The sequence below is a fragment of the Natrinema hispanicum genome (genome assembly GCF_004217335.1).
Lineage (GTDB): Archaea > Halobacteriota > Halobacteria > Halobacteriales > Natrialbaceae > Natrinema > Natrinema hispanicum.
The window spans coordinates 377909-394641 of sequence record NZ_SHMP01000004.1 but is presented as its reverse complement, the minus strand read 5'-3'; the positions used below and the strand labels follow the sequence as shown (position 1 = coordinate 394641).

The window sequence follows — 16733 nt, the reverse complement described above, 5'->3', positions numbered from 1 at the left end:
CTCCTACCCACGATGAACGAACGGGGTATGGGAGGTCGGCCATGGTAGCGGTTTCGGCGGAGTTCTACTGGATCGCGGGGTTCGCCATCGTCGCGGCGCTCGTAAACAGCGCAGGGATCGTCGCCATCTTCCGCTATCGAGAGTGGGCGGAGCGCTACCTCACCTATTTCATGTGTTTTGCCGCGGGAGTCCTCCTTTCGACGCCGCTGTTGCTCGCGCTTCCGAACGCGATCGCGAACAACTCGAACGCGGGATTCAGTGCTCTTGGTGGGTTTCTGTTCATGTTTTTCTCCAACAAACTGATCACGTATCGCACCCAACAGGAGAGTCTCGCGTTCGGGGTGACGGCGGCGGAGGGCATCGGGATCCACTCGCTGGTCGACGGCGTCGTGTACACCGTCACGTTCAGCGTGTCCCTCCTGACAGGGATCCTGGCAGGCACCGGGTTAGTCGTCCACGAGTTCGCCGAGGGCGTTATCACGTACCTCGTCTTGCTGAAAGGGAACATGACGGAACGAACCGCGGCGGTGTACGCGTTTTTCATCGCCACGTTGACGACGCCGGTCGGCGCGTTCGTCGCGTATCCGCTGGTCACCAGACTGGGCCAGCGCCACCTGGGACTGCTGCTCGGTTTCGTCTCGGGCGTGTTGCTCTATGTCTCCGCATCTCACCTGCTCCCCGAAGCGAGCGCACACGAGCAGAAACACTCGACTGTCACCCTCATAGCCGGCGTCGGGCTGGCACTGTTCATCGTGTTCTCGCGGACGGTGTAAGAGGGATCGAAACCCGTGTCGGTCCCGAATCGGTCGTCATCCCGAGAAACGTGCTTTCAAGTCAATCGGGCGCACACTCGGAGCTATGCCAGAGGAGGAACTCGCCGCACGGGTCGCGGACGTGCTGGCAGTCAACGCTGCTGACTTCCGCCAGCGGGCCGAGGCGGACACCGAGGTGATCAAAGACGCCGTCGAGGAGGGTGTCTTCGATAACCCGCAGGCGATCGTCGGCCTCGAGTACGAATTCTACGCGATCAAGGCTGATGACTGCACGTTGCGACGGGTTCCACGCCGGCTGCTCGAGCTGATCGGCTTCGAGAAGGAACTCGGCTTGCACAACGCGGAGATGACGACCAGCCCACAGCCGCTGAACGCGCCGGGGCTGGCGGCCCAGGAGTCGGAAGTCAAAGCACGCCTGCGGACGGCACTCGACGTGACTCAGTCCGAGCGGATGCGGCTGGTCAGCGACGGGCTCTGGACGATTCCGCCCGAAGGCGAGTCGGCGGGCACCTACCTCACCGACAGCGTCGAGCGCACGGCAGCCACGCCGGAGGGAGACGATCGCTCGATCCGCATCGCGACGAACATGAGCGACTCCGCCCGGTATCACGCGATGGCCAACACTGACCAGGCCGACTCCGCGGGGATGCGAATCGAGGCACCGCACGTCTCGTTGCAGGCCGAGACTGTCATGCCAGAGAGTCTCATCACGTCGATTCAGCCCCACTATCAGGTTCCACACGCGCCCGACCTTCCCGAGTACTTCAACTATGCACTGCGGGTGGCGGGTCCGCTGCTCGCACTCGGCGTCAACTCCCCGTTTTTCCCCGCCGATCTGTACGATGAGGACGCGACCGCCGACGAAATCCTCCGGGACGGCTGGATGGAACACCGCATCAGCGTCTTCGAGACCGTGCTCAACGATCCCACGACTGGCGAGGGAAAAGTCCGGTTCCCCCACGATCTCGAGACCGTCGACGAGGCCATCGACCGGATCGTCGACGATGATACGATCGTGCCGATGCCGGTCGAACCCGGCGAGCGCTTCGACGACCAGTTCCCCCACTTCCGGCGCAAGCACGGCACCTACTGGCGGTGGGTCCGTCCCGTCTTCGGCGGCCCGACGCGCTCGGCGGCAAACGCCCGCATCGAGTTCCGGCCGATCCCCGCTCAGCCGACGGTCCGCGATTCAGTCTCGTTCCTCGCTGCGTTCGCCGGCCTGATGGAGAGTCTCACCCGGCTTGAGCACCCCGTCCTCGAACTCGATTGGCAACTGGCTCGCGAGAACTTCTACGGGGCGATGACCGACGGCCTCGAGGCCGACCTGACGTGGATCACGAACGACGGCCGGGAGATCACAGACTGCCTCGAACTCTACGAAGGACCTGCTTGCCCACGCCGAGGACGGGCTGGTCAACCGCGGGCTGAGCGAGGAAGACGCCGCCAAGTACCTCTACCCGCTCCGGCGACGTGTCCGGCAGGAAGTAACTCCCGCAAGCTGGAAACGCGAGCAGGTGCGGGCGGCTCTCGAGGACGGTTCGGACCTCGCTGGTGCGCTCGAGCGGATGCAACAGCGATATGTTAGCCGGCAGTCGGAGACGTTGCTTGAGGGGAGCTTCGCGGACTGGATCGGCGACTAACGGTTCGCGAGCGGTGTGATCGCCAAAAAAGTTATCCGGGCCGGTTCGACGTTCTGGTTCATCCGGAACAGGTTCTCCGGATCGTACGCGGCCTTGACCTCGGCCAGCCGTTGCTGGTTCGTCCCGTAGGCGAGGGCTTCCTCGCCCTCGTCCTCGCTGATGAAGTTCATGTAGACGCCGCCGGTCGCATACGGGGCCATGGCGTCGAAGAACTTCCGTGACCAGTCGATACATCGATCATCGTTCCGCCGGGTCCTCCCAGCGCGTGTGGACGTTCATTCCCGTATTCCGCGTCGCGGTGGGGAAACGCCGTCGCGTCCGCCGGGACCCGCCCCATTGCGCCGCCGAGCTGTCCGAAGAAGATTTCAGGACAGCGGGGAGGGGAGATCTCGTGCGTATTCGACCACTGTATCGATGGCGTCGTCCGAGACCGTACTGAAGTTGTGTGACTTCCAGTAGTTCCGGGCACCCTCCTCAAGCAGTGGATCGAACGCTTGCTGGAACTCGGCGTACTGGTGTGGACCGACGACATCGGCGATCGGATCGCCGTACTCACGAATCGGAGCGAGCACGTCCTCACCCGCTGCCATGTCACCGGCGTAGAACGGAACGACGACGAGGACGTCCTCGCCGTGAACGTCCTCCGGGAGGAACGGGAGCGGTGGTGCCTTGCGCAGGACCATCCAGACGGTCGACTCGTCCGGTGCCGTTTCGTTGAAGTCCCGCACGTGTCGGAGGACATCTGGTGCGTCCGCACCGTGGTATACGACCATCCCAGTGAGTACCTCCGGTCCGACCTCGTGGAGGTCGAACTCGAACGACGTGACGACGCCGAAGTTGCCACCGCCGCCGCGGACCCCCCAGAAGAGATCCGGATTTTCGTCGTCGCTCGCGTGCCGCAGTTCGCCGTCTGCAGTGACGATATCGACCGACCGCAGGTTATCCACCGTCATTCCGTACCTGCGAGTCAGCCAGCCGAACCCACCGCCAAGTGTCAGTCCCGCGACGCCGGTCGTCGAGTTGATTCCCAGCGGCGTCGCCAGCCCGAACGCCTGTGCCTCGTGATCGAAGTCGCCGAGGGTCGCTCCTGGTTCGACTCGAGCCGTCTTCTCTTCCGGATCGACCTGTACTGACCGCATCGCCGAAAGGTCGAGCATCAATCCGTCGTCACAGACCGCGTTCCCCGCGATGTTGTGTCCGGCACCGCGGATAGCGAGTACCATGTCCTGCTCGCGGGCGAAGTTCACCGCCGCGATCACGTCCGAGACACCCATCGCTCGAGCGATGAGTGCCGGCCGCCGGTCGATCATCCCGTTCCAGATCGCTCGCGTCTCGTCGTAGTTCGGATCCCCGGGGCGGAGCAACTCGCCGTGAAGCCCCTCGCCGAATCCGTCTATTGCACCGTCGTCTACGGGTGTGGTAGTAACTGCCATTATCACTCAGTATTCGTACGCTTCGCACGGGGATATAGTCGCACATAATTAATAGTTAAGATAGGTTCGCCGACAGGAGTGACCCGAGAGCTGGCGTATCGACGGGCGATCGAGGGTCGAGTGCTATTCCCCCGCACAGATAGCCGCCCGATTTGTATCCGCACGCAGAAATCCAATTCCAGCGTATCGGACATATCTACCCGATGGACCATCGTATTAGATATACTACTGTTTTATCGCTGTCGGAGGGGTGCCATGACATATGGGAACAAGACATAGAACTACAGGTATCGACGCGCTCGAGGACCTCTCGAGCGACGCCGTTCGGTCCTTCGTCGACGGGTTCCACGGGGAGGTCGTCCGTCCGCCAGACTGACGAGTACGACGAGGCTCGCGAGGTCTGGAACGGGATGATCGACAAGTACCCGGCGCTTGTCGCGCGCTGTGTGGACGTCGACGATGTCGTCGCAGCCGTCGACTTCGCTAGAGAACACGACCTCCCCCTCGCGGTCCGGGGCGGCGGGCACAACGCGGCCGGGACGGCCGTCTGCGATGGCGGCCTCGTCATCGACCTGACGGAACTGAACGGCGTCCGGGCCGACCCCGAGGCGAAGACTGTCCGCGTTCGACGGCGGGGCGACGCTGGGCGACGTCGACCTCGAGACGCAACGTTTCGGTCTCGCGACGGCGCTCGGTGTCGTGTCGGAGACCGGTGTCGCCGGATTGACGCTCAACGGCGGCTATGGACACCTGAGCCGCAAGTACGGGCTGGCGCTTGACAATCTGCTCAGCGTCGATGTCGTGACGGCCGATGGCGAACTGCGCCACGCCAGCGCTGACGAGAACGCGGACCTGTTCTGGGCGGTCCGCGGTGGGGGCGGCAACTTCGGTGTCGTCACGTCGCTCGAGTACACGCTCCACGAGGTCGGCCCCGACGTGTACGCACTCTTCGTCTGGTTCCACGGTGACGACACCGCCGTCGCTCTGGACGCCTTCCGCGAGTGGACTGAGACCGCACCGCGGGACGCGAGCGTCCTCGCGTTTACCGCCCACGTCCCCGACATCGCGGAGTTCCCCGAGAAGTCGTGGGGTGAGCCAGCGATCGCGTTCCTCGGCTCGTACCTGGGAGACCCCGACGACGCCGAGGACATCTTCGGTTCGTTCCGGGCGCGTGCGACGCCGATCACCGATCTGAGCGGGGTAATGGCCTACGCCGACCTGCAGTCGATGCTCGACGAGGACTATCCCGATGGGCTGCGTTACTACTGGAAGTCGATCTTCCTCGAGGAACTCACCGACGACGTGATCGACCTCATGACGCGATACAACGAGTTGGCACCGTCAGCGCTCTCGACGGTCGACGTCTGGCACCTCGGCGACGCGGTCGCTGACGTCCCCCAGGACGCGACCGCGTTCTGGCACCGCGACAAGCCGTACATGCTCAACTTCGAGGCGAACTGGGAGGACGCTGACGATGATGGCGCAAACGTGGAGTGGGTTCGCGAGGGCTTTGCCGAGGCACAGGCGCTCTCGATCGCTTCGGGCCGCTACGGTAACTTCCCGGGGCTGAACGAAGACCCAGCGAAACTGCTCTACGGCGAGAACTACGACCGGCTGGTCGACGTCAAGACGAAATACGACCCGAACAACCTGTTCCAGTCGAACACGAACGTCCCACCGCGTCCGACCGGTGCCTGATACGGACTCCTGTCAGTCAGTTCCGGTGGGACCGCGACCCGAACTGCGGTCCCACCGGGACATCGGGACAGCAGACCGTACCGTATGACTGGACGGCGCGGTCGGCCGGCACCCCCCACCGACACCGGCTGTCTTACAGCCGAAAGCGATTAAGTAACGTCGCTCGAGAGGTGTGCGTATGGTAACTTTCCTCTCCGGAGGCACCGGAACGCCGAAGCTCTTAGACGGTGCCGCTGTTGCGTTCTCGCCGGAGGAGACGACGGTCGTCGCCAACACGGGCGACGACATCGAACTCGGTGGGCTGTTCGTCTCGCCGGACGTCGACACGCTGTTGTTCCAGGGTGGCGGCGTCCTCGACCGCGAGACGTGGTGGGGAATCGAGGGCGATACGCACCGAACCAACACGGCGCTGGCCGACATCGCGTCGGCTGCAGGACTGCCCGAGGGGCCACAGTATCTTCCCGAGGAGAAACAGACTGCGGGCCGACGACTCGCGAACTGGCGGCGCTTCTCTGGCATCGCGGAGTTCATGACGATCGGCGACCGCGATCGGGCCGTCCACATCACGCGCACGAGTCTCCTCGATGAGGGCCACACGCTGAGCGAGGCGACCCAGCGGCTGGCAGACGCGTTCGGCGTAACGATCGACCTGCTCCCGATGAGCGACGATCCCGTCGCCAGCCTCGTCCACACCGACGAGGGTATGATGCACTTCCAGGAGTACTGGGTCGCAAACCGCGGCGAGCCAGCCGTCGAGACCGTCGAGTTCCGCGGCTCCTCGTCGGCCGAGCCCGCGTCGGGGGTCCTCGAGGCGCTCTCCGACACCGTCGTCATCGGCCCCTCGAACCCAGTCACCAGCATCGGGCCGATGCTCGCGCTGCCGGGCGTGGCAGAGGCGCTCGCGGAGACGACAGTCGTCGCCGTCTCGCCGTTTCTTGGCGACGACGCCTTCTCCGGACCTGCGGGCGATCTCATGGCTGCAGTCGATGCGGAGCCGAGCACCGAAGGGCTGGCCTCCGTGTACCCGTTCGTCGACGCCTTCGTGATCGACGCGGACGACGACGCTGACTTCGACCGGCCGACGGTCCGGACCGACATCCGGATCGACGACGCCGAGGACGCCGCGCGCGTGACTCGAGCCGTCGACGATGCGATCGAACGCGTACGCTAACATGACCGAATCCGTCTCCTTCAGCCCGCCGCTCGCGCTTGCCAGCCTCAGCGGCGAAGCCGACGCCGATTGGGCGCGGGCCGGCGCTGACTACGCCGGCGCTGCGTTCCTCGGCGGGATCGCCATCGACGCCGACTCGCGGGCTGCCGCGCGCGATCTCGTCGACCGCGATCGATCAGAGTTCCTGCCTGACGACCCGATCGATTTCATCGACCGTCAGCTCGCAGCCCTCGCGGACGTCCCTCTCCAGCCGGCGTTCAACGTCCGGAGCGCGACCCTCGAGCCGATCGCCGACGCGGCCCGCGTCTGTCGCGATCGGGACGCCTTCCTCGAGATCAATGCCCACTGTCGACAGGACGAACTCTGTGCCGTCGGCTGTGGCGAGACCCTGCTGAAAGACGGCGATCGGCTCGCGGAGTACGTCACCCAGGCGGCCGAGACTGGCGCGATCGTCGGCGTGAAAGTCCGCGCTGAAGTCCCCGGGGTCGACCTGCCGGCGCTGGCCCGCAACCTCGAGCGGGCAGGAGCCGACTTCGTCCACGTCGACGCGATGGACACCGAATCGGTCATCGCGGACGTGGTCGACACAACGGACCTGTTCGTGATCGCCAACAACGGCGTCCGTGACGACGCGACCGTCCGCGAGTACGTCGACTACGGCGCTGATGCGGTCAGTGTCGGTCGTCCCAGCGACAACCCTGCGGTGCTCGCACGTGTTCGTGCGGCTGTCGACCGTCAGTTCGGGCTCGAGCGGGTTCGCTAGAGTAGATCGAAGTACGGTTCGCTGTTCTTGCGTTCACAATCGTTCTCACCAGAAGACATATTGTATCCTCCCTGAACAGATCGCGTATGCTGCCCTCCAATACCCACCCCTCACCGACACGCCGCGCGCTTCTCGCCGCCTGCGGGACGACTCTGCTTGCCGGCTGTGCGGATGCCTTGGAAACAGGCATGTCGAAGCCGCCTATCGAATGCGCACCGACAACCCCTGCGTGGCCGATGTACGGCTATGATACCGCTCGCACGAGCCATGTGGCTTCTCGTGACCTGCCGTCGGCTGACACCGAGGTGGGTCGATTCTCCCAGACCGGTGCTCGGACAGGTGGCGGTGGAAGTGTCGAAGTGCCGCCAGTCGTCACTGATGGCGTTGCCTACGTCGCCGGGGACGTTCGGATCGAAGCCCGCGACATCGAGACCGGGAGGCGTCTGTGGGCAACCGACCTCGAGGATGGCGTTAATACGAGTCCGGCGGTAGCCTGCGGGGCCGTCTACGTGAGCTCCTTCAACGAAACACTCGCGCTTGATCCGGAAAACGGGGATGTGCTCTGGCGAGCGGACGGCGGGGCACACAGCGGTGTCTCGACGTCGCCGGTCGTGGGTGACGATACGATCTTCGTCGCAGTGGGCGGGATCGCCGCCCTTGACGCCGAAACGGGTGACGAACGCTGGCACGCACAGACGGAGCATAGTGTACAGGGAGTCGCCGTGGCCGACCGCGTCTATGTCGGCGCGGGGAGCAATGGCAGCGGCGAGGTGGCTGCATTCACGCGCAACGGCGATGACTGGTGGCGCACGACTGAGACTGGGGAAGTGTATACCGCTCCGGCAGTCGCCGGCGAGACTGTCTTTGCCGTCTCGAAGACGGGTACCTTGACGGCGCTCGCTGCCGCCGATGGGAGTGTTGAGTGGCAGGCAAGCGTCGAATCTGGCGTCACCGAGCCGCCGGCAGTCGACGGCGAGCGCGTCGTCGTCGCGGCGGGCAACGGAACGCAGACGATTGCCTTCGACGCGACGACTGGCGATCGCCTCTGGGCGTTCGAGACGGGCGTTAGTCAGGGAGCGCCGGTCATCATCGGCGACAATGTGCTCGCCACAGGGGCGAATACGGGCATCCACGTGCTCGATGCCGCGACAGGTGACCGTGTTCGCTACTGGTCCGCTGAGAACGTGGGGTCCCAGCCGGTAGTCGCCGCCGGCCGGGTATTCTATCTGGGTTGGAATGTCTCGGATATCTTTGTAGTTGAGTGATCAGCAACCGTCAGTAATCCCTATCAATCTATACGTAGCGATCAACCAGTCAAGTCTCAGATTCCGTTCTGGACGAGGTGTTCACATTACTAACTACTGCTATCGAATTGACCGGGCACAGCGGTGACTACGACGACTCGAGTATCGACACCGAGTTGATCTCGTCGTAGCGGACGCTGCCCTCGGCAAGTGACCGGCCGTCGAGTTCGAGATAGGCGGGCTCGAGGCCCGTCACCTCGCCGGTGACGTCCATCATTCGATCTTCCGTCCGCTCCTCGCTGCGAACCTCGACGGTGTCGCCGAGTTCGACGTGATTCTGGACGAGTGCTTTGATCCGCTTCGTGTTGGCGTCGGATGGAACTGTCAAGTCGGTCCATGACTATCGGAACGGAACGTGGCGACAGGGGTAATCGTTGAGCCGGTATTCGCAGCCCGGATCTAGTTCGGACGACCGTTTTTGTACGAACCGGCCGAACGGAGAGTGATGAAGGTCATCAAGGACAGCGTCCACGATCACATTCAGGTCGACGGCGTCGCCCGCGACCTGCTTGACACCCCTGAGGTCCAGCGGCTTCGGCATATCAGCCAGCTCGGGACCGTCTCGCTGGTCTATCCCTCGGCCAACCACACCCGCTTCGAACACAGCCTCGGCGTCTACCACCTCGCTTGTGAAGCGCTCGAGCATCTCGCTATCGAGGGACGACAAGCCCAACGGGTCCACGCTGCTGCCTTGCTCCACGACGTCGGCCACGGACCCTTTAGCCACAATCTCGAGTCGCTGACTCACCGCCGGACGGGCCGGTACCACGACGATGTCCACGGCCTGCTCGCAGACGGGACGGTTGGCGAGGTGTTGCGTGATCACGACCTCGAGCCAGATCGAGTCGCCGATCTGGTTGCCGGCGAGGGCCGCTTTGGCCAGGTCGTTTCGGGCGAACTCGACGTCGACCGGATGGACTACCTGGTGCGGGACGCCCACCATACCGGCGTCCCGTACGGGACGATCGATCATGGCCGGCTTGTCCGGGAGCTGACCTTCGTCGACGGCGAACTCGTCCTCGACGAGGGGAACGTCCAGACGGCCGAGAGCCTGCTGGTCGCCCGCGCGTTGATGAATCCGACAGTCTACAACCACAGCGTCGCCCGAATTAGCAAGGCGATGCTTCGGCGGGCCGCCGAGCGCCTCCTGAATGCGCCCGAGACCGATGTCGACGCCGCGACCCTCCAGTGGATGGACGATCACGACCTGATCGTGGCGCTGCGCTCGTGTGATCGGACGGCGGCGCTCTCGAGGCGGCTGGATCGACGCGACCTGTTCAAGCGGGCGGTCTGGGCCGAACTCGACGACGTGCCTGGCGGGATCATCGAGTCCGATCACGAGACGATCCGCGACCTCGAGTGTGAGATCGGTGAACGGGCGGACGTTGATCCGGCTGCGGTCATCCTCGATGTTCCGAGCCGACCGTCGATGACAGAGTCGACGACGCGCGTGATGGTCAACAGCGAGATCCGCCGGCTGGGCCAGCAGTCGCCACTGGTTGCGGCGCTCCGGACTGCGCAGTATTCGCAGTGGCGACTCGGCGTCTACTCGCCGCCCGAGTTGCGAGATCGGGTCGGTCGAGCTGCCGTCGACGTGCTCGGACTGGACATCGACGGCGCGCTGGTCAGCGAGGTCCGGGACGGGCTGGACGCGACGCTGGATCAGTTCGTCGACTGATACTGCTGGACAGAACGACGTGAAGCCGGCCGCAAATTCGCGACCGGCTTCGTATTGACTTCTGTCCAGTAGTATGAGCACGGTTTCGGGGTCGAACCGTTGAAGACGCTGACGGCGAACTGACCCGTATGGAACGAACGGGAACGATTCTCCGCGGCCGCGAGTTCGACCCCATCGAGGGACGGGTCGTCATCGGCGACGACGGCCGCATCGAGGCCATCGAGGAAACGTCGGTCGAGAGCGACGACATCATTCTGCCGGCCTTCGTCAACGCCCACACCCATATCGGCGATTCGATCGCCAAGGAAGCCGGCGGCGGCCTCTCGCTCGAGGAACTGGTCGCCCCGCCGGACGGGCTGAAACATCGGCTGCTCCGGGCGGCCTCCCGCGACGACCTGGTGAGCGCGATGGCACGATCGCTGTCGTTCATGCAGCAGGCCGGGACGGCCGCCTGTCTGGACTTTCGCGAGGGTGACGTCGAGGGCGTTCGGATGCTCGCAGACGCCGCAGCCGACCTCGAGATCGACGCGCTGTCGTTCGCCCGCGGTTCGGTCGACGCGATGCATGCCGGCGACGGCTTCGGTGCGAGTGGGACGAACGATGCGAATTTCGACCAGGAGCGGCGGGCGACCCGCGAGGCGGGCAAGCCCTTCGGCATCCATGCCGGCGAGGTCGACGCAAGCGACATCAACCCCGCGCTGGACCTCGAGCCGGATTTTCTGGTCCACATGGTCCACCCTGGACCCCTCCATCTCGATCGGCTCGCCGACAGCGAGATTCCGGTCGTCGTCTGTCCGCGCTCGAATCTCGTCACCGATGTCGGCCTGTCTCCCTACGACGAACTGAATGAGCGGACGACCCTCGCACTCGGGACGGACAACGTGATGCTCAACTCGCCGTCGATGTTCCGCGAGATGGAGTTCCTCGCGAAACTGTCCGACCTGCCGGCCGCCGAAATCCTCCGGATGGCGACCATTAACGGGGCGGAGATCGCCGACCTCGAGTATGGACTTGTAGAGCCTGGACGGGAGGCCCGGCTGCTGGTCCTCGATGGCGACTCGGACAATCTCGCCGGCGCGCGCGACCCGGTGCGGGCCGTCGTCCGGCGCGCTGGCGTCGACGACGTACGGGAAGTCGTCTTCGGTTAGTCCGTCAGTCGAGTCGCTCGGACGTCTCGGCGTGTTCGTTCGCGAGTTCGACGTACCGCTCGGCGGTCGCCTCGAGATGCGGGTCGTCGATCTCGGTTTTTGGTTCAGCGGGAGATCCAGCGACGAGCGTCGACGGCGGAATCTCGGTGCCCTCCGTAACGACGCTGCCGGCGGCGACGACCGGCTCCTTCGCCGACGTGAGGCCCGTCGAGGACGACGGCGTTCATTCCGACCGAGCGCTCGTTCGGCGACGGTCGCGTCGTGGACGATGGCGCTGTGGCCGACCGTCGAGTAGGGTTTCAGTTCGGCCTCTTCGTGGAGAACGGCGTTGTCCTGAACGTTAGCCCCCTCGCCGACGACGATCCGGCCAGTGATCGCCGCGGAGCGTGGTGTTCGGCCAGACGCTCGCATCGTCCTCGATGACGACGTCGCCGATAACGACGGCGGCCTCGTCGACGTACGCGGAGTCGGACGACCTGCGGTTCGGTCCCATTGAACGAACGTAGCATGTGGGGTCCTGTCTCGAGAACCGTCTTGAACCTGCCCATCACGGCCGGGCGGCGTGCCGGATTCGACGGGTGAGCGATTCCGTCCCGTATGTCGGTAATTTGCTATAAGGTCTCTGTATTATAAAACCAGCATATTTTGGTATCATAGTTACGGCAGTCGTCGCAAAACATGCTGGGTGGCGGCACACTATGGTCCAGACAACAGCATCCTGCCGCCGCGCCAGTCCCACCGAACCAGTCGGTTCGGACTCCTTCCGTTCGTTCCTGCGCCGCTACTTCTCGTCTCCGGTCCGACAACCGCTCGGAGAGCCGGCCGAATCGGTCCTGAATGGACTCCTGTCGCTTCCGTTCGGCCTCGGCCCTGATACGTCGGCCTCGAGCAGATGCCCCTCGCCGTACGGGTGGCCGTAGCGGGTCACGACTGCGGACTGATAGGCGTACTGGCGGTGCCCGGAGCCGCCGTTAGAACGCGTCGCCCTCGAAGCTCGTCTCAGCGTGTAGACTATTTTCAGCGCGTCGTGGACCTTACAGAGTTCGAAGGCGCGTTCGATGACTTCCTCGCCGGTGTCGTCGTCGACGTCGCCCTCGACGCTGATGTCGAAGTGAATCGACTCGAGTTTATCAGTCGTCGTTTAGCTCACCCGTGATGTCGATCTCGATCTTGCCGAGATCGTCGGCCCCGCGTTGCTGGCCGCCGACGCGCAGCGCCGGCACGTAACAGGAGCCATACGCCGCCAGCAGTGCCTCGAGCGTGTCGGGGTCGTCCTCGCCGTTGGCGTCGATCGTGGTCTCGAACTCGCGGATCTCGTTGGTAGCAGTGTATCCCTCATCGGAGACGGTGGTGACTGTTTTCGCCATGGCACTCGAGACGTCCACAGCCGGTGCTGTAAACGTTGTTCTCGCAGGAACGACGATCCGATCTGCCGAACAAAAACGGTGAAAGGGTCGAGCGGCGCTCATACGGACTACTGTCAGTCATTTCCGGCGTATCCGCGACCCGTCCTGCGGAGACGCCGGTAAATCGTTACAGCAGACCGTATCAGGGCTCGAGCTCGAACGGCTCGTCGGCCTCGAGCGTGTGGACCTCGGCGATGCCGCCGGTCGCGCGCACTTCCGTGGCGAAATCCTCGGGATCCTGCTCGATCGGCGGGAACGTATCGTAGTGCTGTGGGAAGGCGTGATCGACGTCGAGCCAGTCGACGGCGACGGCGGCCTGCCACGGCCCCATGGTGAAGTGGTCGCCGATCGGCACCGCGGCGGCGTCGGGCTCGAGATACGGGCCGATGACCTCACGCATCTCGGTCATGAGGCTGGTGTCGCCGGCGTGGTAGAACGTCGTCGCCGCTTCGTCTGCGACCTGCGTTGGCTTCGTATCGGAGACGACAAAGCCGGCGGGCATCCCACCGCTCGCGTCGTTTTCGGTCATGATTCCGTTCGTGTGGTCGGCCCGGACCATGGTGACGTAGGCGTCGCCACACTCGACGGTGCCGCCGAGGTTCATCCCCATCCCGCCGACGGCGTCCTCGAAGCCGAACTCCTCCTGGCAGTAGGAGACGAGTTCCGGCGTCGCGACCAGGGTCGCCTCCGAAAACGCCCCGGCGTCGGCGATGTGATCGGCGTGGCCGTGTGTCAACAGCACGTAATCAGGTGTGTCGACGTCGGCCGGCTCGAGGTCAGTCTTCGGGTTGTCGAAGAACGGATCGATCAACAGGTCCGTCTCGCCAACGGTGACGTGCCACGTCGAGTGGCCATGCCAGGTAAGTTCCATAGCAGGTGACGTGTTCGTGCGAATCCATTATAAAAGTGGGCGGGGTCGACGCGGCTCGCGTCGCCCGCTGGCGATGCCGTGTGGTTTTGTATCCCCGGTTCGTACAGCGACTATGCTCGCACTCACGCTCGAGGAGTTCATGGTAGAGCTAAACGACGGCGCGATCAAGAACGTCGGTCCGAACAACAAGGCAGTGACGGCCAAGATGTTCGACGTCGAGTCAGCCGAAGCTCGGGAGTTCGGCGACAAGCGCGTCAAACTCGTCTTCGAGGACGAAGACGAGAATGAGATCCAGATTTCGCTGTTCCCGGAGGACGTTCAGAAAATCGTGGACGATATCGAAGCGCTCGAGGACGAGTCGGCCGTTTTCGACTGACGGCGACGCTGTGTCGCGGCCGTGGCAGTGCCTCGTGGCACGAACGCATTTCGACAACCGTTTTAGGGCGAAACTGCTTGGTCCGAATAGATGGGTAACTGTATCATCTGCGGCACACCCGTTGACGGCGAGATCTGCGAGAGTCACGAGGAGGATGCTGTTTTCGAATTTCGCGGCACGTCTCCCTCGCAGCTCACGCCCGGTCGCTACTACCGGGGGACCGTCGACGGCTATGCCGACTTCGGTGTCTTCATCGACATCGGAGACCACGTCACTGGCCTGTTGCACAGAAGCGAACTCGACCGCCGACTCGAAAGTCTCGACTGGGAACCGGGCGACGAAGTCTTCGTTCAGGTACTCGATGTCCGAGACAACGGCAACGTCGACCTCGGCTGGTCGATCCGCCAGCGCGAACGTGAGTTCCGCGGGCAACTGATCGAGACCGCCGACGGCGAGTACCGTCCCGAAGACCTCGAGGACGAGGAAGCCGATACCACAGCGGAGACGACCGACGAGAGCGACGCCGAGTCGCCGTCGGCCGGCGAGTTGCAGGCTGCCGCCAACGAGACCGAGGCCGCGGCCGCGGAACCCGCCGGTGCCGTCTCGAGTAGCGGTTCCGTCGCAACCGAGACCGCCGCTGCATCGACGCCGACGACTGACGACGCCGCCGAGGCCGAGGAAGAGGAAGGAAGAGCCCGCGCTCAAGCGAACCACCGTCGACGCGATCGAGAATCAAGTCGGCAACGTCGTCCGCCTCGAGGGCGAGATCACTGGCGTTCGCCAGACCAGCGGCCCGACGGTCTTCGAACTGCGTGACGAAACCGCGACCGTCGAGTGTGCGGCCTTCAAGGAAGCTGGCGTTCGCGCCTACCCCGCCGTCGAACTCGAGGACATCGTCGCCCTCGAAGGCGAGGTCGAACGCCACAACGGCGACCTGCAAGTCGAGACCGAATCCCTCGACATCCTCGACGGCGAGGCCCGAGAAACCGTCGTCGACCGTCTCGAGAGCGCGCTCGAACAGGAGGCACGACCCGAAGACGTCGCGCCGCTTGCCGACCACGACGCGGTCGCAGCCGTCGAAGACGGTATCGCCGACGCGGCGACCGCGATTCGCCGAGCCGTCATGGAGGCCCGCCCGGTCGTCGTCCGCCACGGCGCGACCGCTGACGGCTACGTCGCTGGGGCCGCCATCGAACGCGCCGTCCTCCCGCTGATCCGCGAGAAACACACCCGCGAGGACGCCGAATACCACTACTTCGAGCGCCGCCCGCTCGACGGCCGCGTCTACGACATGGACGCCGCAACTAACGACGTTACCTCGATGCTCGAGGCCCGCGACCGCCACGGCGAACAGCTTCCGCTGGTCGTGCTGGTCGACGCTGGCTCGACCGTCGAGTCCGTCGACGGCTACGACCTGCTCTCGCTATACGACGCCGAGGCGCTCGTGATCGACGACAGCCGCGCCGACGACGAGGTTACCGACGCTGTCTCCGTCGCCGTCGCCCCGTCGCTGGCCGGCGCAGATGTCGCCGATGTCACTTCGACCGCGCTGGCGACCAACGTCGCTGCCCACGTCAACGACGATGTCCGCGACGATCTCGAGCACCTCCCCGCCGTCAGCTACTGGGAGGACACGCCCGAGGCATACCTCGAGCTCGCCCGTGAGGCCGGCTACGACGAGACCGGCGTTTCCGAACGCCGCGAAGCCGTCGCGCTCGAGGCCTACTACCAGTCCTACAAGGACAAGCGCGAACTCATCATCGACCTGCTGTTCGGTGACGGCGAGGACTCGGAGCGACCGCGCAACGGCGATCTCGCCGCGCACGTCTCCGAGCAGTTCCGTGACAAACTCGAGACCGAACTCGAGACGGCTCGCGAGAACCTCACCGTGGAAGACGTCGACGGTGTCACCGTCTCCGTCCTCGACACGGATGCGTTCACGCATCGGTACAACTTCCCGACGACGATCCTGCTGCTGGACGCGCTCCACCGCAGCGAGCGCGACCAGGCTGAGACGCCCTACGTCACGCTCGGCGTCGGCGACGACGAACTCCACGTCCGCGCGACCGAAGACGTGAACGTCCGCGACCTTGGCGACGCGATCGCCGAAGGCCGTGCCGAACGGCGGCGTCAGCGTCGTCGGCGGTGCCGACGGCCACGTCGAGTTCCTGCCCGGCGAACGCGATGCCGTTCGCGACGCCGCACTCGAGGCGCTCGGCGAGACGCTCGCGTAAGACCCGTCTTCTCCGTCGTCCGTTCGACTACCTCGAGCGGCAGCGCTGTTCGCTATAGCCGATCGTGATTGAATGGTTGTGTCCGTATGTCAGTCAGCTGTCCGCACAGAATCGCGACTTACTGCTCAGTATATCGACCGGTCAGCCAAATCAGAAGCAGAACCGTCCCGAAGCCTAGAGCCGTGACCGTGAGGGCGAATCGTGGACTCGTAAGCGGCAGACCCGATAGATAGCTAGT

9 protein-coding genes and 6 pseudogenes are annotated in these 16733 nt (G+C 64.4%); 10 read left to right on the top strand and 5 right to left on the bottom strand.

Going from position 1 to position 16733, the window contains the following annotated elements; all coding sequences use genetic code 11:
- The first annotated feature begins 41 nt into the window (after positions 1-41).
- Together BDK88_RS08870 and BDK88_RS08865 are read left to right on the top strand one after the other, a co-directional pair.
- Positions 42-773 (top strand): ZIP family metal transporter, encoded by a 732-nt coding sequence (locus BDK88_RS08870; protein ID WP_130500118.1) that lies wholly within the window; start codon positions 42-44, stop codon positions 771-773.
- A gap of 85 nt (positions 774-858) precedes the next feature.
- Positions 859-2413 (top strand): annotated as a pseudogene (locus BDK88_RS08865) (hypothetical protein).
- Here BDK88_RS08865 and BDK88_RS08860 read toward each other — a convergent pair.
- A pseudogene (locus BDK88_RS08860) lies at positions 2410-3846 on the bottom strand (FAD-binding oxidoreductase). The pseudogenes BDK88_RS08865 and BDK88_RS08860 sit on opposite strands and share 4 nt — an antisense overlap.
- A 262-nt stretch (positions 3847-4108) precedes the next feature.
- Between BDK88_RS08860 and BDK88_RS08855 the strand changes: the two are divergent.
- The 4 genes and pseudogenes from BDK88_RS08855 to BDK88_RS08840 all read left to right on the top strand — a co-directional run bounded on the left by BDK88_RS08855 (position 4109) and on the right by BDK88_RS08840 (position 8743).
- Positions 4109-5544: pseudogene (locus BDK88_RS08855) on the top strand (FAD-binding oxidoreductase).
- Between the two features lie 178 nt (positions 5545-5722).
- Positions 5723-6715 (top strand): 2-phospho-L-lactate transferase, encoded by a 993-nt coding sequence (gene cofD, locus BDK88_RS08850; RefSeq protein WP_130500117.1) that lies wholly within the window; start codon positions 5723-5725, stop codon positions 6713-6715.
- Position 6716: 1 nt separating this feature from the next.
- Positions 6717-7478 carry a tRNA-dihydrouridine synthase gene (locus tag BDK88_RS08845; protein ID WP_130500613.1) on the top strand — a complete coding sequence of 254 codons (762 nt, stop codon included), beginning with the start codon at positions 6717-6719 and terminating at the stop codon, positions 7476-7478.
- 86 nt (positions 7479-7564) lie between these two features.
- A complete protein-coding gene (locus BDK88_RS08840; protein ID WP_130500116.1) occupies positions 7565-8743 on the top strand; it encodes an outer membrane protein assembly factor BamB family protein in 1179 nt (392 codons plus the stop codon).
- 127 nt (positions 8744-8870) lie between these two features.
- Here BDK88_RS08840 and BDK88_RS08835 read toward each other — a convergent pair whose 3' ends face one another.
- Positions 8871-9110: a hypothetical protein gene (locus BDK88_RS08835; RefSeq protein ID WP_130500115.1), complete on the bottom strand. Its 240-nt coding sequence runs from the start codon at positions 9108-9110 to the stop codon at positions 8871-8873.
- A 117-nt stretch (positions 9111-9227) separates the two neighbouring features.
- Here BDK88_RS08835 and BDK88_RS08830 point away from each other — a divergent pair, with 117 nt between their 5' ends.
- A complete protein-coding gene (locus tag BDK88_RS08830) occupies positions 9228-10460 on the top strand; it encodes an HD domain-containing protein (RefSeq protein WP_130500114.1) in 1233 nt (410 codons plus the stop codon).
- Between the two features lie 128 nt (positions 10461-10588).
- Entirely contained in the window at positions 10589-11608 is a 1020-nt protein-coding gene (locus tag BDK88_RS08825) for an amidohydrolase family protein (RefSeq protein WP_130500113.1), read from the top strand.
- Positions 11609-11612: 4 nt separating this feature from the next.
- Here BDK88_RS08825 and BDK88_RS08820 read toward each other — a convergent pair.
- The 3 genes and pseudogenes from BDK88_RS08820 to BDK88_RS08810 all read right to left on the bottom strand — a co-directional run bounded on the left by BDK88_RS08820 (position 11613) and on the right by BDK88_RS08810 (position 13885).
- A pseudogene (locus BDK88_RS08820) lies at positions 11613-12117 on the bottom strand (gamma carbonic anhydrase family protein).
- 462 nt (positions 12118-12579) lie between these two features.
- Positions 12580-12975 (bottom strand): annotated as a pseudogene (locus BDK88_RS08815) (OsmC family protein).
- 181 nt (positions 12976-13156) lie between these two features.
- Positions 13157-13885, bottom strand: a complete 729-nt coding sequence (locus BDK88_RS08810) for a metal-dependent hydrolase (RefSeq protein WP_130500112.1) — start codon at positions 13883-13885, stop codon at positions 13157-13159.
- A 112-nt stretch (positions 13886-13997) separates the two neighbouring features.
- Here BDK88_RS08810 and BDK88_RS08805 point away from each other — a divergent pair, with 112 nt between their 5' ends.
- Complete coding sequence (locus BDK88_RS08805) at positions 13998-14261, top strand: hypothetical protein (RefSeq protein ID WP_130500111.1); 264 nt, start codon at positions 13998-14000, stop codon at positions 14259-14261.
- 90 nt (positions 14262-14351) lie between these two features.
- Positions 14352-16495 (top strand): annotated as a pseudogene (locus BDK88_RS08800) (DHH family phosphoesterase).
- The last annotated feature ends 238 nt before the right edge of the window (positions 16496-16733 follow it).